We start from the raw sequence: 19928 nt of genomic DNA on the forward strand, positions 1-19928 counted from the left end.
GTATTACAATGAGATACCTAGACAAACTCTGCCTTTTAGTGCCAAACACTGCCACATTGCTAGAACCGTTTGTTTATCTCTTTTTATTTGTACCAACAAAAGGATGTAAGTGTGTAGATAGCTATAGAGGTAACAACATAGGCACTTAACTACCGAGGTGAGTAAATAAAGAAATAGCTATATCGGAAAGTATCTATTCAGATACCTGAACAAGTAGTTCTGTACACACAAATGCAGGTACATAATTAAATAGGTCTGCTTAGACAAAGCTACTTATCTACATACCGATATAGGTTTGTATTCAAGTGCATAGACAATCTAGTACCTAGCTATCTAACTACTGAAATAAGCACATAGGTGATTGAGTATATAACAATTAAAATAAATGAAAGATGAATGCAAAACACAAGACAGTATTTATCGCCTTTTCTTCCCAAAAAGGCGGTGTTGGTAAAAGTACATTTACAACGCTTGTTGCAAGTACGATGCACTATCGTTTAGGCTACAATGTAGCTGTATTCGATGCAGATTTTCCACAGTACAGCCTCATGAAAATGAAAACAAGAGATTTGGCAATGGTAATGGAAAATGAGCTTTTGAAAAAGCTGGCATACAAACAATTTACCACGATCAATAAAAAAGCCTATCCAATTATGCAACACAAAGCGGATAGCGTATTGGAAGCTGCTCACGAATTTTTAAACACGTCTTCCGTTCCTATTGATTTGGTATTTTTTGACTTGCCCGGAACAGTGAACACGCCTGGGATCCTAAAAGCCTTGGCAGGAATGCACCACATTTTTTCGCCCATTACAGCAGACCGTTTAGTAATGGAAAGTACGCTCATCTTCACTCAGCTTTTGCAGGATGTGATTATGAAAAAAGGGGAAACATCCATAGAAACCATTAACCTGTTTTGGAACCAAGTGGATGGAAGGGAAAGTACACCATTATATAGTGTCTATAACCAACTCATTGAACAATTAGGGTTAAGCCTGATGCAAAGTCAAATCAAGAACAGCACTCGTTTTCGCAAAGAAAGCGAAGTGGACAGCAAAGCCATTTTCCGTTCTACCATAATGCCTCCAGATGAACGTTTGATGAAAGCTTGTCATTTGGATCTCTTTATGAACGAATTTCTAAAAATCATTCAATTATAGTCTTATGGAAAAAGGAAATAAGAAAAAAATCACTCCTGATATTAACGAGGATCTGATGATGAACCTTATGGTTGATGGCGTTAAGAAAGAAGGGTTACAGCTTCCGCAGGAACCAACGCCCGAAACTCTGGAAAAGGAAGAAGATCCCTTACCTGAAAAACCTGTGGTTAGAGAAAAGAGCCGGACAAAGAGAACCACCGAAGCTGAATACGAAAGTACATTTTTCAAAAAGTCAGATACTAATGCCCGTGATGGGAAAACGGTTTACATCAGACCGGAATTTCATGAAAAGCTAACACGTATTATTCAGGTGATTGGCCAAGATAAGATTAGTATTTATGCTTATCTGGATAATTTGTTGGATTACCATTTTCAGGAATTTGGCGAACAGATTACCAAGAGTTATAATGACAAGTACAAACCCATTTAAATAATAAAAAGTTATGAGTAAAAAACAAAAAAAACTGAAACAGGTAGAAGAAAAGAAACAGTATTCCTATATGTTTCTGGTCAATCGGTTTCCTTCAGGTCGAAACGGTAAGGTCGTTTATATACGTCCCGAATACCACGAAAGGTTAATCCGCATTGTGCAATTAACAAGAGAAGAAAAGACGACACTCTATTCTTATATCGACAACATCCTTGAACATCATTTTAGGGAGTTTGGGGATGATATTACTGATTATTTCAACGAACGTTTTAAACCCATTTTATAAGTTATGGAAATAGTAATTGTGATTTGCCTGCTGATAATCATTGTCCTGCTCGTTCAGGACAAGATTATCAGCAAAAAGAGAGAAAAAAAGCCGACAGAGAAAAAAAGTAATCTGAACCTGCCCGATATTATGGGACAGCCCAGGCCTGTAAGAAGCCTTTTGGTGCCAAACACTGCCAACGAACGTCAAATACAGGAACCAGAGGTAAATCCCGATAATTTAGACATAGAATACGACGAAAATGAAAACGTAGGTATTCAAATTCCGCAGGAAGAACTGGATGAAGTTTTCAGAAATATGCCTGATTTTGAAGATGAGGAAGAAGAATGGAACAGGTACGGAATATCCAGTGGCGATAACGGTTTTGCCCAAGGGGTTACCTTTGAAGAACTAAGCTCCGTGGGGATGCTGCTCCAAAAAGAAAAATTGGAACCATCCCAAAAGGAAACAGCGATAGCTATTGTTCAGAAAATACAAGGAACCGAATTATTCAGCCTACTGGAAAATTCTATGGAAGGTGCTTCCCGAAAAATAGCCGAGCTATTAGACAGCACATTCTCATCTGAAACAGAAACCAGTTCTTCCACTTTGCGGAATAATGATTTGGAAGATTTTGATATTGGGGAGTTTGTGTAAGCTCCCCTTTGTCTTTTAAAATTAAAGAACTATGGAAAATGAAATTTATCAAGAAGCCTTTGATTTGCGTGTAAACAAAGGTATGTTGCCAACCATAGATATTGCAGGTCATACATTCTATGTGGATATTCGTATAGATATGCTCCGACCAAAAGATGATTTCCTTTCTAATGGTATTGTGTTTTCGGATATAGAAAACTACTATGATGAAAATAAAAAAACCTATACCATTCCATACAATCCGAAGACACACCAATTTCAGGAACCTGACTATCGGAGTATAAAAGAACTTCCCAAAGATATAATCGCTGTGAAATTTCCATCTGAAAAATTGCTTGACAGGATTGGCTGGAACAGAAAACACGGATTTGAACTTACACACGCATTGGCAAAGAATGGTTTAAAATTACAGTTTACTGCAAAGTATATTCCGTGGGAAAAAACCTTTCTTGTTGATTTGATTAAAAGCAACATTAAAATAGAAGAAAAGCTAAAAAAAGTTACCGAACAACAACAACCAAGCCAACCAAATAAAAGCAAGCTTAAAGGTCGAAAAATGTAAATCGAAACGCCAAACAGTAAAAAAGTTTGGCGTTTTTTTATGCTTAAATTTTAATTACAGCGCCATTCCCAGCCAAACAATTCCTTTGACTGCCACTTTGTTATAACGCCTTTCTTTCTGAAACACCTTTGTCACGAAGCCCGCAAGAAGCGGGAAGACAATAACAATTTAATGTGTTTCAATTATGAAAAGACAAAGAAAAAAAGTTTTGCTGATGGCAATGATCTTGCTGTCAGGAATTGGTGCATTCGCACAAGGAAATGGTACTGCTGGCATCACCGAAGCGACCCAAATGGTAACCTCTTATTTCGATCCCGCAACCAAATTAATTTACGCTATTGGAGCCGTAGTCGGACTCATTGGAGGTGTTAAGGTGTATAACAAATTTAGTTCGGGCGATCCCGATACAAGTAAAACTGCAGCGAGCTGGTTTGGTGCGTGTATCTTCCTAATCGTAGCTGCTACCATTCTACGTTCCTTCTTCCTGTAAACCTTTGTCTTATGAATAGTTATAATATTAACAAAGGCATCGGAAGAACGGTAGAATTTAAAGGATTGAAAGCACAATACCTGTTCATTTTTGCAGGTGGATTACTGGGCACATTCATTTTCGTGATGATATTGTATATGGCAGGCGTAAACTCTTACGTCTGCCTGCTACTCGGAGCAGGCGGGGCTTCGCTGATTGTATGGCAGACCTTTTCACTGAATAGAAAATACGGCGAACACGGACTAATGAAAGTGGGCGCAAGAAAAAGACACCCCCGTTACATCATCTGTCGCAAGCCCATACACCGCTATTTAAAATTCACTCCTAAATCGAATGCCGTATGAGAAATGTATCAAAGACGACCACATTGGAAAACAAATTTCCTTTACTGGCAGTAGAAAACAATTGCATTCTTTCCAAAGATGCAGATATTACCGCCTGTTTTGAAGTGCGTTTGCCCGAACTGTTCACGGTAGCTTCTGCGGAATATGAAGCCATCCATTCCGCTTGGCACAAAGCGATCAAGACGTTACCAGATTTTACGGTTGTTCATAAACAGGACTGGTATATCAAGGAAAATTATGCTCCAGATTTGGCAAAGGAAGACCAAAGTTTTTTGGCTAAATCCTACCAACGTCATTTCAACGAGCGACCCTTTCTGAACCATTACTGCTATCTATTCCTGACCAAAACGACCAAAGATCGGATGCGGATGCAAAGCAACTTTAGTTCGCTTTGCAAAGGTGCGCTTATCCCGAAAGAAATAAGGGACAAAGAAGCCATCCACCGATTTATGGAAGTCGTAACACAGTTTGAGCGTATCGTCAACGATAGCGGTTTTGTAAACCTAAAACGCCTTACCGAAGATGATATCATTGGTACGGATGAAAAACAGGGATTGTTGGAACAATATCTTACGCTTTCGAGGGAAACCGGAACACCGATGCAGGATATCGCACTCGGAGCTGAAGAAGTCCGTATCGGAAACAAAAGGTTGAGCCTGCATACCTTGTCCGATACAGATGACTTGCCTACAGCAGTCTCGGCAGATACCCGTTTTGAAAAACTATCGACCGACCGAAGCGATTGCCGTTTGTCTTTCGCTGCACCTGTGGGATTATTGTTAAGCTGTAATCACATTTACAATCAATATTTGTTTTTGGATAACAGCGAAGCTAATCTCCAAAAGTTTGAGAAGACTGCAAGGAATATGCACTCTTTGGCTCGGTACAGTCGTGCCAATCAAATCAATAAAGAGTGGATCGAAAAATACCTGAACGAAGCACATTCGTTCGGACTTTCTTCTATCAGAGCTCATTTTAATATCATGGCGTGGTCGGAAGATCCAGCAGAACTCAAACAATTGAAAAACGATTGCGGTAGCGCCTTGGCATTGATGGAATGCAAACCCCGTCATAACACGACTGATGTCGCTACACTGTATTGGGCAGGAATGCCTGGTAATGCCGGTGATTTCCCGAGTGAAGAAAGCTTTTATACGTTTATAGAACCTGCTTTATGTTTGTTTACTGAGGAAACCAATTACCACAATTCGCCCTCACCATTTGGGATCAAGATGGCGGATCGTTTGACTGGAAAACCCATCCATTTGGATATTTCGGATTTACCGATGAAACGTGGGATTATCACCAATCGGAACAAATTTATTTTGGGTCCCTCGGGTTCGGGAAAATCCTTTTTTACCAACCACATGGTACGTCAATATTACGAGCAAGGCGCTCACGTTTTGCTTGTTGATACAGGTAATTCTTATCAAGGATTATGTGAACTCATTAAAGGAAAAACCAAAGGAGAAGACGGTGTGTATTTCACTTATACCGAAGACAACCCAATTGCCTTTAATCCATTTTATACCGATGATGGCGTGTTCGACATCGAGAAAAGAGAAAGTATCAAAACTTTGGTATTGACCCTTTGGAAACGTGACGATGAACCACCAACTCGTTCAGAAGAAGTGGCGTTGTCCAATGCCGTAAGTGGTTATATCGACCGTATTAAACAGTACAGTGAATTCCCTTCTTTCAATGGTTTTTATGACTATGTAAAAGGAGATTACCGCAAGGTATTGGAAGAAAAACAAGTTCGTGAAAAAGACTTTGATATCGCCAATTTCCTCAACGTACTCGAACCTTATTACAAAGGTGGTGAATATGATTACCTACTGAATTCCGACAAACAACTGGATCTACTTTCTAAACGCTTCATTGTCTTTGAGATTGATGCGATAAAAGACCACAAAATTCTATTTCCCATCGTGACCATCATTATTATGGAGGTCTTCATCAACAAGATGAGAAGACTAAAGGGTATTCGTAAACTCATCCTGATTGAAGAAGCTTGGAAAGCCATTGCCAAAGAAGGAATGGCGGAATACATAAAGTACCTTTTTAAAACCGTTCGAAAGTTTTTCGGTGAAGCCATTGTGGTAACACAGGAAGTGGATGACATCATCCAATCGCCCATTGTGAAAGAAAGTATCATCAATAATTCCGATTGTAAAATCCTGCTTGACCAACGTAAGTACATGAACAAGTTCGATGATATACAGGCAATGTTGGGGCTAACCGACAAAGAGAAAGCACAGGTACTTTCCATCAATATGAACAATGATCCTTCACGGCTTTACAAAGAAGTTTGGATAGGCTTAGGTGGTACACACTCGGCAGTCTATGCTACCGAAGTTAGTATGGAGGAATATCTCGCATACACCACCGAAGAAACCGAAAAAATGGAAGTGATGCAATTAGCTTCCGAATTGGACGGCAATGTAGAACTCGCCATTAAGCATATCGCGATCGAGCGACGTGATAAATCAAATCAGTAACAATTTCAAATTTTAAAACAATGAAAAAAATCATGTATCTGGTGTGTACGGCACTTATGCTTGCCGTAGCACCATCAGCGAAAGCGCAATTTGTAGTCACCGATCCAGCAAATCTGGCATCGGGTATTCTTAACAGTGCCAATGAAATCATACAGACTTCATCCACCGTATCCAATGTCGTTAAAAACTTCAAAGAAGTGGAAAAGATGTACAATCAGGGTAAAGAATATTACGACAAACTACAGGCGGTAAACAATCTGGTAAAAGATGCTCGTAAGGTACAACAGACCGTACTCCTAGTGGGCAACGTGTCCGAAATGTACGTTCAGAATTTCGGTAAAATGATGAACGACCCGAACTTTTCTCCGCAGGAGTTGGCAGCTATCGCCAACGGCTATTCCGCATTGCTGAATGAAAGTACCGAGCTATTGAAAGAGCTCAAACAAATCGTATCGTCATCAAGCCTGTCGCTAAATGACAAAGAGCGTATGGATATTATTGATAAAGTGTATAAAGAAGTAAAAGAATATCACAGTCTGGTACGCTACTACACCAATAAAAATATCTCCGTAAGTTTTTTAAGAGCGAAAAAACAGAACAATACCAAAAGAGTATTGGAGCTGTACGGAACTTCAAATCAAAAATACTGGTAGTTATGGAATTCAATAATCTTCACGAAGTCCTACGTTCCTTGTATGATGAGATGATGCCATTATCCGCCGATATGGCGGCAGTAGCCAAAGGCGTAGCCGGCTTGGGAGCTTTGTTCTATGTTGCCATAAAAGTATGGCAGGCACTTAGCCGAGCAGAACCAATCGACATGTATCCGTTGTTACGCCCGTTTGCTTTGGGACTTTGCATTATGTTTTTTCCAACGATGGTTCTGGGAACCATTAATGCCGTGCTAAGCCCGGTCGTTACGGGAACCCATGCCATTCTTGAAAATCAGGTGCTTGACCTTAATGATTTACAGACTAAAAAAGACCTATTGGAACGGGAAGCGATGTTGCGAAATCCAGAAACCGCTTACCTCGTAAGCGATGAGGAGTTCGATAAAAAACTCGAAGAATTGGGTTGGTCGCCTTCCGATTTGGCTACGATGTCGGGAATGTACATCGAACGTGGTATGCACAGTATGGAACAAAGCGTAAAGGATTGGTTTCGTAACCTGCTCGAAGTGCTGTTTCAGGCGGCAGCATTGGTCATTGACACCATACGGACGTTTTTTCTGATCGTCCTGTCCATTCTCGGACCCATAGCATTTGCTATTTCCGTGTGGGATGGTTTTCAAAGTACGCTCACCCAGTGGCTCACCCGATATGTGAGTGTTTATCTCTGGCTTCCAGTAGCTGACTTGTTCAGCTCCATGCTTGCCAAAATACAATCACTTATTATCGAAAAAGATATCGCAATGCTTGCCGACCCGACGTACATACCTGACACGAGCAATACGGTATATATCATCTTTATGATCATTGGTATCGTAGGATACTTTACCATTCCAACGGTAACAGGTTGGGTTATCCAAGCTGGAGGCGCAGGAAACTATACCCGTAATGTAAACCAAGCGACGATGAAAGCCGGAAATATTGCTGGAGCTGGAGTGGGTTCAGCAACAGGAAATATCGGTGGTAAGTTAATGGGCAAATAAAAACAATTTAATCATTCAAGAAAATGGAATTTAAAACCTTAAGAAATATTGAAAACAGTTTTCGCCAAATCAGGCTGTACGCCATTGTATTTGCCGTACTCTGCATAAGTATTGTAGGATATGCCGTGTGGCAATCCTACCGCTTTGCGGAGCTGCAACGTCAAAAAGTATATGTCTTAGACAATGGCAAATCATTGATGTTGGCTTTAGCACAAGATGCAAGTATCAACCGCCCTGTGGAAGCAAGGGAACACGTCAAACGATTTCACGAATTGTTTTACACTTTGGCGCCTGATAAGAATGCCATCGAAAGTAACATGAGCCGAGCTTTTAATCTTGCCGACAAAAGTGCCTTTGATTATTACAAAGACTTGTCGGAGAAAGGTTATTACAGCCGTATTATATCGGGAAATGTGCAACAGAGTATTGAAGTGGATAGTGTGGTGTGCAATTTTGATACCTATCCGTACTCGGTGCGTACCTATGCCAAACAATTCATTATCCGTTCGAGCAATGTAACTAAACGCAATCTGATTACTTCCTGCTATCTGGTCAATTCTGTCCGTTCGGACAACAATCCACAAGGCTTTAATATCGAAAAATTTGCGGTGGTAGAAAACAAAGATATAGAAGTCATTGAACGCTAAAAATAAGAGATATGAAAAAAATCAGGAAAAATATGGGCCGGTATTTTGACAAGCTGGACGACCGTTGGCGGGCATTACCGCTACGAAAACAGCACCTATACATCTTATATTTCTTTGTGGGGTATTTATTGCTTACCGCAGGTGTCATTTTCAAAGTCTGGTACGATACGGCAAAGTCCGGTAACGATATGGTCATTGAGCATATTGAAAATCCTATCCTTAAAAAAAATGAAAGCCCTGCAAAATGGCAGGACACGATATCAACAATTCTAAAAAATAAGTTTTATGAAAGAAAATGAGAACAAAAAATCGGTTGTTCGGGTAACGGAAGGAAACCCAACAGCAACCGCTGATGTACCGCAAGTTGGTACACAGAACAAAATGGATAAGCTTAAAAAACCGCTCATCTTTGGTTTGATGAGTGTGGTTTTCGTGGGGTGTATGTACCTCATATTTAAGCCGTCTTCTGATAAAAAGGAAATTGAAAACATTGGATTGAACGATGCTGTCCCCCAAGCAACTGGAGCAGGAATGCCTACCGATAAAGGGAAGGCTTACGAAATGGAAATGTTGGAACGTAAAAAACAGGAAAAACGCAACACGTTAGCAACCCTTTCAGACTACTGGAACACAGACAGCTCACCCGATAATGAAGACGAAATATCCGAAGACGACGAAAGTTACGGTTCTGGTGGTGGCAAAAATTCGGGTAAACCAGGCAATCCTGCATTAAGTAGTTACCGTAATATGCAAAGTACCTTAGGTTCATTTTATCAGAATGAAAATTCCGAAACAATGGAGCTCCGCAAACAGTTGGACGAGATGAAAGAAAAGCTGGCTGAAAAAGATGTGCCAGCTGTTGCAACCGTAGATGACCAGCTTGCCCTAATGGAGAAATCCTATCAAATGGCAGCAAAGTATCTGCCAACGGGAGCAAATTCGACAGAAGCCACACCTACTAAAAGTACTGCTCCAGCAACAAGGGCTTCAACACAAAAGGAACAATTTGTATCCTTTACCTCATCAAGAAAGAACACCGTTTCTGCTTTGTATCGTGAGCCTACCGACAGCGCTTTTCTAGCCAATTGGAACGAAACCAGAAACCGTGGCTTTTATACTGCAGGTCTGTCGGAGCAAGCCGTACAACCAAAAAACAGTATCAAAGCCTGTGTACACGAAACACAAACCGTGATTGGCGAAACAGGAGTACGTTTGCGCTTGTTGGAATCTGCCCAAACACCTAATCATACGATTCCGAAGGGAACGATTGTTACTGCTAACACCAAGTTTCAGGGAGGTCGGTTAGAACTGAAAATTACTTCTATAGAATTGGAAGGCAACATCATTCCAGTAGAAATCACCATTTACGATTTGGATGGACAGCAAGGTTTGTATGTGCCGTATTCACCAGAAATGAATGCCCTTACCGAGATGGCTGGCAATATGAGCCAAACTTCGGGAACAAGCGTAATGCTTACGCAATCGGCAGGACAGCAGGCAGCGGCAGACCTTAGTCGTGGTGTGGTACAGGGAATTTCCGGTTATTTCGCCAAGAAAGTAAAAACACCAAAAGTTACCCTAAAAGCAGGGCATCAAGTATTTCTTGTTACTAAAAAATAATGTTGAATATAAATTAATTAAACAATGAAAAATCAATTAAAAACTTTTTGGGCAATGGTCCTGATGATCGGCTTTGCCGTACAAACTTATGCACAGGATAGTATCAAAACTCCGCTTGCATTGGGAAAGATAGAACCTTATAAAATGGAAGTTACCTACGACAAAACTTCTCATCTGATTTTCCCGACTGGCATCAGATACGTTGATTTGGGAAGTGAATATTTAATTGCAGGAAAGGCAGAAGATGCCGAAAACGTGTTGCGTGTAAAAGCTTCGGTAAGGGATTTTGAAACCGAAACCAATTTTTCGGTGATTACCAATGATGGTCGTTTTTACAGTTTCAATGTGTATTACAGTTCCTATCCCGATGTGTTGAGCTATGACCTTTTGACGATGCAAAAAGCAGTGGACAAAGCCAATGGAAATGATGTGCTTTTTGAAGAATTGGGTAACAACTCGCCATCTTTGGCAAGTTTACTTTTGGAAACAATTTACAAGAACGATAAACGCATTGTAAAACATATCGGAGCTAAGAGTTTCGGCATTCAGTTTATCTTGAAAGGCATTTACATACACAACGGTAAATACTATTTTCATACAGAACTCGGGAACCGTACCAATGTGCCTTTTCAGATTGATTTTATCAATTTCAAAGTAGTGGACAAAAAGATAGCCAAACGTACCGTGGTGCAGGAACGTCTGATGATACCGCTAAGAACTTATAAGCCATTGGACGGTATTAACGGAAAATCGACCGAACAAAACGTATTTCTTTTAGACCAGTTTACCATTGCCGATGACAAGATACTACTGATTGAAATCTTCGAGAAAAACGGTGGCAGACATCAAACACTTCAGATAGAAAATTCGGATTTAATAAAAGCTCGTTTGATTGACGATATGCACCTAAAATTTTAATAATCCTTTAAAGTAATTATATGAAAAAGTATATCTATACCGTGATGCTCGTTTTAATGGGCATCACCGCAAGCCAGGCGCAGCGAATGTTGCCCAAACAGAAAGGATTGGAAATTAATACAGGCGTATTATCCAATGATAAAATCGGTAATGATTATTACCTCAATATTGGAATGACCGTGAACGGTAAAAATGGCAATTACCAGCTTTGGGCATTGGAATATACGCACCAATACCACGATTATAAAGACCTCCGTATACCGCAGGAAACTTATACTGCCGAGGGTGGTTATAGCTTCTTCCTGTTGGGCGATACCCGTAAGAACATTGCGCTGAATGCCGGAATAACAGCTGTAGTCGGTTATGAAAACATCAACCGTAGCGAAGCGATGTTATATGACGGAGCGAAAATATTGAGTGAAGACAATTTCATCTATGGAGCTGGCGGACGATTGACTTTTGAAACGTACTTATCTGATCGATTTGTATTCGTCTTGCAAGGGCGTACCAAAGTATTTTGGGGGACGGATCTGCAACAGTTCCGACCGTCAGCAGGTGTAGGATTAAGGTTTAACTTTTAAAACGTAAAATAATGATAGCAATATTCAATAAATCCAGAATAGGATTAAGTTCAATATATGTACTCTTGGCAATCCTCTCAGCTTCAGTTACGTTAGTGTCTTGTAGCAAAGACGATGAACTGGAAATACAGAACGATTTTCCTTTTGAGGTAAATATGATGCCCGTTCCGAAAGAAATAACCAATGGGCAGACCGTAGAAATTAGGTTAACCATACAGCGAACGGGTAATTATAATAACACGCAATACTATCTTCGTTACTTTCAGTTTAACGGACAAGGTACACTTCGCTATTACGATGAAACTCCGTACCTGCCGAACGATTTGTACCCCTTGCCAGTGGAACAATTCAGGTTGTATTACACTTCAAATTCCACCGTATCACAATCTTTTGAGGTTTGGATTTCGGATAGTTTTGGAAACGAAAAGCAACTAAGCTTTGACTTTAACAGTAGTAATTAGAACATTATAAGATAAAAACAAAACCGACCTGTACGCAATTTTACAGGTCGGTTTTTGCTTTTCAACTCTCAGTGTATGAATGATTTTGTTTAAATTTACTTGAATCATAATTTTACAGGTATGGATACAGTTACTTCTCAATTGGTATTAGGGATTATTCCTCTTGTTGTTGGAATAGGGCTTGTCTATTGGATAAACCGCAGGAAATTTTACAGACGTAATGCTGTAGGTGCTGAAGGTTTTTCAAGCTTTGAGTCATCCGTATTTATACGTTTTATAGAGCGTATGGGCAAGTGGATTGCCTACGCTTTGATTATTATCGGTATTCTTTTCATTTGGTCGTATTCACAAATGAAGAAAAATAAGGAAAAACAACAGCAGAAAGTAAAAATAGAAAAAAGCATTTTATAACAATAACTGAAGATAGACGTTTGTAGTCAAATTTAATTACGGTTACTTGTTTCTTAGATATCCTAGAGAGTATTACTATACCATTACCGCTAACGGCATTTTTCATAGTAGCTCAATATTAGCAATATTTGTCGGATTGCCGCGTAATTGAATTTATTACGTTTTCAAAGGCTTTCCCAAAATATAATTCATCCCCATTTAGTTCAATTTAATCCAAATATGGTGTTTAAACTACGTTTGGTAATTTACGAAACTCAAAATTTTTGTTGTAGATTGGCTTATCCAATAATACCAACTATATATAACCAGTTTTTATTCAGATTGTATTTTCGTATCGGAACGACTTTAGTATCCCTGTTTTTGAAAATAGAAAACATTAAAAGTATTTGAGTGTGGGAGGCCTTATCCTCTTATGAGTTACTCCGCTAAATCCATCTCTATTTTACCTATAATAGTTTGATTAGTGTCTTCGAACAATGTACAAGTGAATCCAAACGATTCATAAAAAGGCACTAATCGATTGAAACCACCTTTATCCATATATGATAAATCTCCATATACTCGTTTAAATTTACTTCTCTTCGCTTTGTTAAAGGTAAAATTTAATAAGGTTTTCCCATATCCGAATCCAGGTCTATAAGAGGAAAAATCTACTATCTTTAAATCATTACCAAAAGTGTGTAAAGCGACTTGACAATCATAATATGGATGATTACTATTTTCACCAAAAATCTTTATATAATCAAACACATTGTTTCTATCATAAGTTATTACAACAATTTCGCCTTTTTCCGTAAGTGATATTTCACAAGTTTTGTCTTTATTTTGTGTAATGATATATTTGATTCTATCAAGCCTACGATTGAATTCTATCACATCCTCTTTAAGTTGTTCATTCTCTCCATGCAACCTACTCTTTAATTGGCGAGTTTGCTCTAATAATTCTTTGTCATATTTGATTTCATTTCTCAAAATAAATCTTGCCAAAGGTTTCAAAATAAAATAAGACAAAACGTAATATGGAAGCAAGAGAATATAAAGAACTATCATAGTAATTAGAAATTTATGTTCTGTAAATTTAATAATATTACTCAACCAAGCGACGTTCTTTTGCTTCTTTTCTTTGGTCGCAGATCTGGAAAGAAAAGAAGTCGGTCCAGAACTAAATATTGGGATACTGAATATCCCACGAAAAAATCTCGCAATCTGTTTGATAAAATGTAAGGGAAGGAAGTGTGGAGCGGATATTTTATCAAAATTGGTTGCACCTTGGTTAATCGCAAAAATGCGTTTCCGACTGAAGGAAGGAATTGCATTTTTGCCACCCGATTTTTCGGGTCAGGCGACTTTTATCGGGTGGGTAGTAAAATCTTTCAAATTGTGAAAAAAGCCTCTGTATGGGGTCATTCCCTTGCGGAATAAGCTCCATAATAACGAACATCCCATTTGAGTTAATGAGGAATTAATAAACAAATCTTGTTTTTCCAATGCTTCGGCAAGTGAGCAACTTGGTGTGTTGTCCTGTTGTTCGGATTGCTTCAACAAATCGCCAAATTCATCCGTAATCATTGGCAGGCTTGCCACGGTTTCGTACTTTTCAGAATTAGGTTGTTTTATATCTCCGATAGTGGATAATAGTACTTGTCCTGTATGTTGGCTGTTGCCAAAGTCCAACCAATATTTGGGTTCGTCCCGATGGTGTCTGCGGTTGCTTAATTCCTTTAGTATTTCAGCAACACCGAATCTCGCTTTTACGTTATCTACACAAGTAATGTAAATAGTTGCCTGTGCATATTCGGGTAATCTTGCTAAACTGTCTTTTTCAAATTTTAGGGTTTCCGCTTTCCAATTCGTCCCCGAAAAGCGGTTCACACGGTTTATGAGTGCAACGGACTTGTACAATCCTGTTTCACATTCTGCAAAACGCTGTCTGCCCAAATTAGCATTGGTTACAATATCATCGTCCCAAAGACGAATTTGCAAACCTGCGTGTCCTAATTCAATTAAACTATGGTTCATTTCCATTAAAGCAGTCAATACTTTTGAACCTGTGCCACCTGCACCAATAAGATTTACAGCAATCGGATTGGTGGGACTCATAAGATAATTATCCGTAAAATGTATTTTTGTTTTCTCGGTGTTCATCATAATAGATTTTTAAATATTTTGTTATTCTTTTTTAATACTTCTTTGGGAAATGGTTTGCCTGTTTGGATTAGGTCTCTCCAAAGGGTTACACAATTTCCATTAATTGGGCTGTTACTTCCCAATAAATGGCTGAAATAACTATTGAAAAAATAGTCTTCCCAAGCCTTGGTAAATTCCTCTACCGAAACAGAGTTTTTAATATTGATATTGACCGAACCCATACATACTTTGCCATCTTCATAGATATTAAAAAAAGGTGCATAATACAGTTTTGTGCTTTCGGTTGGTCTTCTATCGCTTGTTAGTGCAAATACCGAAAGACTGTTTTTGTTGGCATACCAAATCATAGGCGGTACATACACCATTCCGTTGGGGATGTCCAAACCGTTCACAAAATACAGTTGTCGCCTTTGTGCTTTGGTGTACCATAATACCGAACCTTTTTCAATCGGATTGATATGCAAAATGTTAGTCGGTAAAATCCCATTGGATTTTAAAAAAGCGTTGTCCTTGTCTTTTTCCATCTGTAAAGACTTTGCCAATACTTTTGCTTCCTTTACTGTTAAAGGGTGTGCATTAATCGGATTACCGTTCTTATCCATATCAAAATGCTCCACATACACATCGGTATTCCCTCCTTTGGTTTCGTAGAAAACTAAAGCGGATTTCGGGTGGTACAATGTTCCGAAACTTGCGGTTATGTCGTTCGTATAATTCATTTTCTTGTGGTTTCGTAGTTATACAATAGGTTACAGATATCGTTCAAAAGGGCAAACAATCTGTTCTCAAAATCGAGGTTGGTTGTTATTATTTTGTTTCCGTCAAAGCGTTTGCAAATGGTCGGTTCTTGCATTGCTCCGTATTCGTTAAACTCGTTGTTGATACTGTCTGCAATGCTCTCGTATAACCATCCTTTAGTGTGTGCTATAAAAGAAATGTATTTTTCCATACCAATGACTTCGTTTTCTTCGTCCTCACTTTCGGGGTTTTCATTTATTGGTGCGTTTCGGAAAATGCTTGCGGTTGGATATTCTGTATATAAAGCAAAAGCATTACAAGCCATCTGCCAACAATCCTGATCAAATGTATCACGGCTTTTGAAAGCGTTTAAACGCTGTTCGAATAGCTGTAAATTCATACGGTTAAAAAGTTTTTGTTCTATGCTGTCGCCAATCAATTCCGCTTTTATAAACTCCCGTTTGTACACTTCGGTTTCTTCCGTTTCATCGTCCTGTTCCACCCAATCTTTGTGCATTTCGTACATCCAATACAAATAGCTTTCTTCCTGTCTGAAAAAGGGTATATCCGCAATGTGGTACAGATAAGAGCAAACAGAAATGAGCAATTGCGCATTCCTTTTCCGTTTGGGGTCGTATAACATTTGATAAAGCGGTTCAATCGGAATATAATAAAGCGTTGTGTCTGTGTTGTATTTTTCCTCGCTAATAAAGTAGGTTTTCTTACTATCCTGTACCAAACGTATTTCTTCCCAATTCTGAACACGTTGCTTTAGTTTTTCTTTCATATCCCATACTGCCAATGCCATACTGTAGGGATATTCAAATTGATTGGTCTGCATTGGTTCTATTTTGTAATGCTCGGCAAGTTGTGAAAGGGAGGTATAAAAATCCCTTTCCATCTTTACTGTTTTCTTACAAGCCTGTACCGTTTTAGTTTCTTTCAGTTTAGGCAGGAAAGAAGTCTTTAGAAAACCATTGGCAACATTCCCGTTGGTACTGATTTCCGTTTGTCTTTCTGAATTTCGTTTGCGTCCTTTGGTTTTTGCATCCAATGGGCGAACTCGTTCAACTTTTGGAACAACTGCTTTTGTTGTTTTTGTTCGGGTGGTCTGATTGTTCCCGATATGATATGTTTGTGCATAATTCATCGTTTTAAAAATTTGGTTTAACCTTTAGTACCCATTACGCTCTCAAATTTGTATTCTACTGCATCATCTTTGATTTGTGGTGCAGATATTTTGGCGGTGGTCAGTATCGGATATGTATTGGCATAAAAATTCAATACGCTTTCCACGCTCCAACGTGGTTCGGGGTCGGTCAATCGGATTTCCTGTCCTTTATCTTTGAGTATAAATACTCGTTCTAACTGCGTTGCTAATAACATAATTTCTAATTTTTTAGATTAATATTCTTGTTCTTTTTCTGCTTCATCTATCGGATAATCGGACAAAGTTTCCTCTTGTAATGGCTCGGTTTTTTCTTCCTCTGTTCCAAAAAGGCTCGGTGTTGCAAACTTGTCGGACAATGCTGTTTTGCGTTTGCGTATCTCGTCAGCTTTTTCGGGAAACTCCGTTATCTCGGGTACTTTCATCCACGCTTCACGGAATTTGCCCTCTTTTTCGAGTTCGTCCGCCTTTGCCATTCCGTCTTTGAATTTCTTGTCTTTAGCTTCTTGTTCTTTCTTCTGCTTGTCGGCTTTTTCTTTTTCCATTGCCGATTGCTTTTTGGCTTCTTCCAATTGCTTCATAAAAGCTTCCATATTGACCATTAAACCCGAAGCGGTCTGAATGGGTGCAGTTATCTGTTGAAAAAATCCCTCGTCCAATTCTTCCGCTGTTCCCCTTAAATTAAGTGGGGGTATCAGTTGCTTTGCGTTATCTCCACATTGCTCATTCTGTATCATTAGCGAAACAATAAGATTGTTTTCTACTCCTTTGGCTATGGTAAGTTGAAGATTACCTGCAAAATTCAACTGCGTTATCTGATTGAAAAAATTCGTGTTCATCGTTCTAAAATTTTAATGGTTGTTTACTTGTGCTTTTATTGCTGTTAGCTTCTCGTACATATCCGTCCAATATGCGTTCTGTCGTTTATCAAAATCGGTATAACTTTTGTCTTCGTGTCTGTATTTGGTGTAACGCTTGGTTATGCGGATTGCTTCCTTTAGGTCGGTTACTTCGATTGGATAACCGTTTAAATCTGTTACTTTCATAATATATTAACATATAAGGCTACCACGTTTTAAGGCAGTAGCCTATGATTATTTAATTAAGGCTTAGGATTTCCGCACCATCCGTTGCAAAAGAGGTACACAAGTCAAATGCTTTCTGTGATTTAAGTTGAGCAGTACCACCCAATACAATACTCTGCAACTTGGCTTCATTATCCTTGTAACTTCTTACATTCTGATAGTAGCCTGTAACGGCATTGTATGCACCAAACAAAGTGCCTTTTGTCGTGTCCATTTGCTGTGTATCGCTTATCATTGCATAAGCAAAAGCATCTTCAACGGTGTTTTTAAACACGGTAGAAATTTCATCTTCCGCACCTTTTTTGAGTAAATCCAATGTTTCTTTATTCGGGCAAAGTGCCAATTGAATTAACTTTTTGACCTCTTGGTCTGTTACTTTTACCTTTGCCCACTCATTGAAAATCCCCTCTAATTGATTGCTCAATGTGTCGGCAAGTCCCATAATCTTGTGAGCGTTCTCAATACGTTGTTTTGCTCCCGAAGTATGTTTGATACGGACTACATTAGTCATACTCCGCAATGAAGCGTTCAACGTATTTTGACAAACGATACGGATAGGTGTAAATGCGGCTGTGATACTTCCGCTACCATCGTGCGAAGTGGTCAAGAAAATGTACTTTTCTGTTACATCATCGCCCTTACCTACACGGATATAGTCGGGTAATTTGGCTGTGATAAATATGCGTTCTCCGTTGCCTAATGCTCCAGCGGTTTCATACAGAATACCCTCGCCACCGCCTACAATAGCATCAAAGAAATTGAAAGCTTCACGGTTTTGTACAATGTGGTAATCTTTGCCTACCACACCCAATACTGCATTGTTATCGGTGCGTATGTTGGCGAAATAGTTAGGAACTTCCAATTCGGAATCTCCAATTTCGATGCCGTTTGCTGTTTCGATAATGCCCGAACCTTTGGTAAATAGTGGAGATTTTACGACTTCGTAATCTAACCCTGCATGTCTGATAGCTTCTTCGCTTGTTGGGTATTGCTCCACAATTTGCCCCAAACCGTGCCACGCTTTTTGTTGAACGCTAAAGAATGAATAACGCCCTGTTCTCTCGTTGAAATTGATATTATGTGCCATAATGCTTAAAATTTATAGTTTAAAAAATGATTAAATACTCGTTGTTAAAATGGGAGGTCGTCGGCTGTTTCCTGTGCTGTAACCTTGTTACTTTTGGCTTGTGTAGGAGCTTGTACGGTTTCTGCTCGCTTACTACTTCCGTGCAGTTTGATTTGCGAGGTATGAAAATTCAATCCTGCTCTTAATTCTCCGTCATTACCTGCCCACGCTCTTGTGCTTACTCTTCCCGATAGTTCTACCAAAGTACCTTTTGTCAGTAGCTTGGCTACGTTTGGGGTTATCCAATAAGAGCAGTCGAAATAGGTTGTTTGCTCGATGCGTTCGCCCTGTTTGTTACGGTAGCTGTCATTGGTCGCTACTGAAAAATTCACTACTTGTTTGTCCTGTGACGTTGTGCGTACTTCTGCATTTCTTGTTAGTCTTCCTGTGATGTTCATGATTTCTACTTTTTACGTTATTAAATTTGTTCTGATTTTGATTTTTTAAAATTTATTCGGTAATGAGAGGTGGTGCTGAAGTTTCGTTTCTCTTTTTTACCATTTCCAATGTTTATATTTTCCATTTCTGACATTTTTTTTATTCGTCTAAAGAGCCGGAGTATGCTTTGTTTCGTTTCACGAGCATAAAAGGTTCGGGTTTAGCAGCAACAAGGTTTTGACAAAAAAATACGACCCGAATGGGTGGAGATTATTTTGCAAACCCAAAGGGCATGACCTTTTTGCTGTGTTAAGAACACGGAAATACCTTTGCTCTTGAAATGGGACAAATCAGCATACTGGCTCTTGAATAAAAAAAAATGAATTGGAAGTAATGAAAATGACTTTGTGTAAATGGTCTATATGATTAAAAAACTTGCATTTATGCAACAGAACAGACATATCTATAGATAATTGTCAGCAGAAAAGAGATCTCGAATTAAATTTAGTTCGATGAACAACTGCAGCGAGAATAATGAACAGCAAAGCTCGGCCAGTTTTTTACGGAGATCTTTAAAGATCAAATTC

Annotated in this window: 26 protein-coding genes; 17 read left to right on the forward strand and 9 right to left on the reverse strand. The window is 39.1% G+C overall.

Annotated elements, in window-relative coordinates; translation table 11 throughout:
• Window positions 1–392 precede the first annotated feature (392 nt).
• The 17 genes from KO02_RS00315 to KO02_RS00395 all read left to right on the forward strand — a co-directional run bounded on the left by KO02_RS00315 (window position 393) and on the right by KO02_RS00395 (window position 12698).
• Window positions 393–1160, forward strand: coding sequence for a ParA family protein (locus KO02_RS00315; RefSeq protein ID WP_038694845.1), 768 nt, complete (start codon window positions 393–395; stop codon window positions 1158–1160).
• 4 nt (window positions 1161–1164) lie between these two features.
• The gene (locus KO02_RS00320) at window positions 1165–1590 is read left to right on the forward strand and encodes a DUF3408 domain-containing protein (protein WP_038694847.1); all 426 of its coding nucleotides are present in this window, start codon (window positions 1165–1167) and stop codon (window positions 1588–1590) included.
• Window positions 1591–1603: 13 nt separating this feature from the next.
• The gene (locus tag KO02_RS00325) at window positions 1604–1876 is read left to right on the forward strand and encodes a DUF3408 domain-containing protein (protein ID WP_038694849.1); all 273 of its coding nucleotides are present in this window, start codon (window positions 1604–1606) and stop codon (window positions 1874–1876) included.
• 3 nt (window positions 1877–1879) lie between these two features.
• Window positions 1880–2512: a hypothetical protein gene (locus tag KO02_RS00330; protein WP_038694851.1), complete on the forward strand. Its 633-nt coding sequence runs from the start codon at window positions 1880–1882 to the stop codon at window positions 2510–2512.
• A gap of 31 nt (window positions 2513–2543) precedes the next feature.
• The gene (locus tag KO02_RS00335) at window positions 2544–3074 is read left to right on the forward strand and encodes a hypothetical protein (RefSeq protein WP_051959700.1); all 531 of its coding nucleotides are present in this window, start codon (window positions 2544–2546) and stop codon (window positions 3072–3074) included.
• Between the two features lie 184 nt (window positions 3075–3258).
• A complete protein-coding gene (locus tag KO02_RS00340; RefSeq protein WP_038694853.1) occupies window positions 3259–3564 on the forward strand; it encodes a DUF4134 domain-containing protein in 306 nt (101 codons plus the stop codon).
• An 11-nt stretch (window positions 3565–3575) separates the two neighbouring features.
• Window positions 3576–3908 (forward strand): DUF4133 domain-containing protein, encoded by a 333-nt coding sequence (locus tag KO02_RS00345; RefSeq protein ID WP_038694855.1) that lies wholly within the window; start codon window positions 3576–3578, stop codon window positions 3906–3908.
• Entirely contained in the window at window positions 3905–6409 is a 2505-nt protein-coding gene (locus tag KO02_RS00350; protein ID WP_038694857.1) for a TraG family conjugative transposon ATPase, read from the forward strand. The genes KO02_RS00345 and KO02_RS00350 overlap by 4 nt, the downstream gene beginning before the upstream one ends.
• Window positions 6410–6429: 20 nt before the next feature.
• Window positions 6430–7062, forward strand: a complete 633-nt coding sequence (locus KO02_RS00355; protein ID WP_038694859.1) for a DUF4141 domain-containing protein — start codon at window positions 6430–6432, stop codon at window positions 7060–7062.
• Between the two features lie 2 nt (window positions 7063–7064).
• Entirely contained in the window at window positions 7065–8060 is a 996-nt protein-coding gene (gene traJ, locus KO02_RS00360; RefSeq protein ID WP_038694861.1) for a conjugative transposon protein TraJ, read from the forward strand.
• 23 nt (window positions 8061–8083) lie between these two features.
• Window positions 8084–8707 carry a conjugative transposon protein TraK gene (traK, locus tag KO02_RS00365; RefSeq protein ID WP_038694863.1) on the forward strand — a complete coding sequence of 208 codons (624 nt, stop codon included), beginning with the start codon at window positions 8084–8086 and terminating at the stop codon, window positions 8705–8707.
• A gap of 11 nt (window positions 8708–8718) precedes the next feature.
• Window positions 8719–9006, forward strand: coding sequence for a hypothetical protein (locus KO02_RS00370; protein WP_038694865.1), 288 nt, complete (start codon window positions 8719–8721; stop codon window positions 9004–9006).
• Window positions 8993–10327 (forward strand): conjugative transposon protein TraM, encoded by a 1335-nt coding sequence (traM, locus tag KO02_RS00375; protein ID WP_038694867.1) that lies wholly within the window; start codon window positions 8993–8995, stop codon window positions 10325–10327. The genes KO02_RS00370 and traM overlap by 14 nt, the downstream gene beginning before the upstream one ends.
• Before the next feature lie 24 nt (window positions 10328–10351).
• On the forward strand, window positions 10352–11245 hold the full coding sequence (gene traN / locus KO02_RS00380) for a conjugative transposon protein TraN (protein WP_038694869.1): 894 nt from the start codon (window positions 10352–10354) through the stop codon (window positions 11243–11245).
• A gap of 20 nt (window positions 11246–11265) precedes the next feature.
• Entirely contained in the window at window positions 11266–11826 is a 561-nt protein-coding gene (locus KO02_RS00385; RefSeq protein WP_038694871.1) for a conjugal transfer protein TraO, read from the forward strand.
• An 11-nt stretch (window positions 11827–11837) separates the two neighbouring features.
• Window positions 11838–12287 carry a DUF3872 domain-containing protein gene (locus KO02_RS00390; protein ID WP_038694878.1) on the forward strand — a complete coding sequence of 150 codons (450 nt, stop codon included), beginning with the start codon at window positions 11838–11840 and terminating at the stop codon, window positions 12285–12287.
• Window positions 12288–12407: 120 nt separating this feature from the next.
• A complete protein-coding gene (locus KO02_RS00395; protein ID WP_038694880.1) occupies window positions 12408–12698 on the forward strand; it encodes a hypothetical protein in 291 nt (96 codons plus the stop codon).
• Window positions 12699–13115: 417 nt separating this feature from the next.
• Here the strand turns inward: KO02_RS00395 and KO02_RS00400 are convergent, their stop codons facing one another.
• From KO02_RS00400 to KO02_RS00445, 9 genes are all read right to left on the reverse strand, one after another.
• Window positions 13116–13748 (reverse strand): hypothetical protein, encoded by a 633-nt coding sequence (locus KO02_RS00400; RefSeq protein ID WP_038694882.1) that lies wholly within the window; start codon window positions 13746–13748, stop codon window positions 13116–13118.
• A 288-nt stretch (window positions 13749–14036) separates the two neighbouring features.
• Window positions 14037–14846 carry a PRTRC system ThiF family protein gene (locus KO02_RS00410; RefSeq protein ID WP_235212316.1) on the reverse strand — a complete coding sequence of 270 codons (810 nt, stop codon included), beginning with the start codon at window positions 14844–14846 and terminating at the stop codon, window positions 14037–14039.
• Complete coding sequence (locus KO02_RS00415; protein WP_038694888.1) at window positions 14843–15565, reverse strand: PRTRC system protein B; 723 nt, start codon at window positions 15563–15565, stop codon at window positions 14843–14845. The genes KO02_RS00410 and KO02_RS00415 overlap by 4 nt, the downstream gene beginning before the upstream one ends.
• Window positions 15562–16734 carry a hypothetical protein gene (locus tag KO02_RS00420; protein ID WP_038694890.1) on the reverse strand — a complete coding sequence of 391 codons (1173 nt, stop codon included), beginning with the start codon at window positions 16732–16734 and terminating at the stop codon, window positions 15562–15564. Before KO02_RS00420 ends, KO02_RS00415 begins: the two co-directional genes overlap by 4 nt.
• A gap of 17 nt (window positions 16735–16751) precedes the next feature.
• Window positions 16752–16970: a PRTRC system protein C gene (locus tag KO02_RS00425; protein ID WP_038694892.1), complete on the reverse strand. Its 219-nt coding sequence runs from the start codon at window positions 16968–16970 to the stop codon at window positions 16752–16754.
• Between the two features lie 18 nt (window positions 16971–16988).
• The gene (locus tag KO02_RS00430) at window positions 16989–17591 is read right to left on the reverse strand and encodes a PRTRC system protein E (protein WP_038694894.1); all 603 of its coding nucleotides are present in this window, start codon (window positions 17589–17591) and stop codon (window positions 16989–16991) included.
• 12 nt (window positions 17592–17603) lie between these two features.
• On the reverse strand, window positions 17604–17798 hold the full coding sequence (locus KO02_RS00435; protein ID WP_038694896.1) for a hypothetical protein: 195 nt from the start codon (window positions 17796–17798) through the stop codon (window positions 17604–17606).
• Between the two features lie 52 nt (window positions 17799–17850).
• Window positions 17851–18924, reverse strand: coding sequence for a DUF932 domain-containing protein (locus KO02_RS00440; protein ID WP_038694898.1), 1074 nt, complete (start codon window positions 18922–18924; stop codon window positions 17851–17853).
• 44 nt (window positions 18925–18968) lie between these two features.
• Window positions 18969–19361, reverse strand: a complete 393-nt coding sequence (locus KO02_RS00445) for a single-stranded DNA-binding protein (protein WP_038694900.1) — start codon at window positions 19359–19361, stop codon at window positions 18969–18971.
• Window positions 19362–19928: the final 567 nt, after the last annotated feature.

Origin of the sequence: Sphingobacterium sp. ML3W (assembly GCF_000747525.1) — a bacterium.
Lineage (GTDB): Bacteria > Bacteroidota > Bacteroidia > Sphingobacteriales > Sphingobacteriaceae > Sphingobacterium.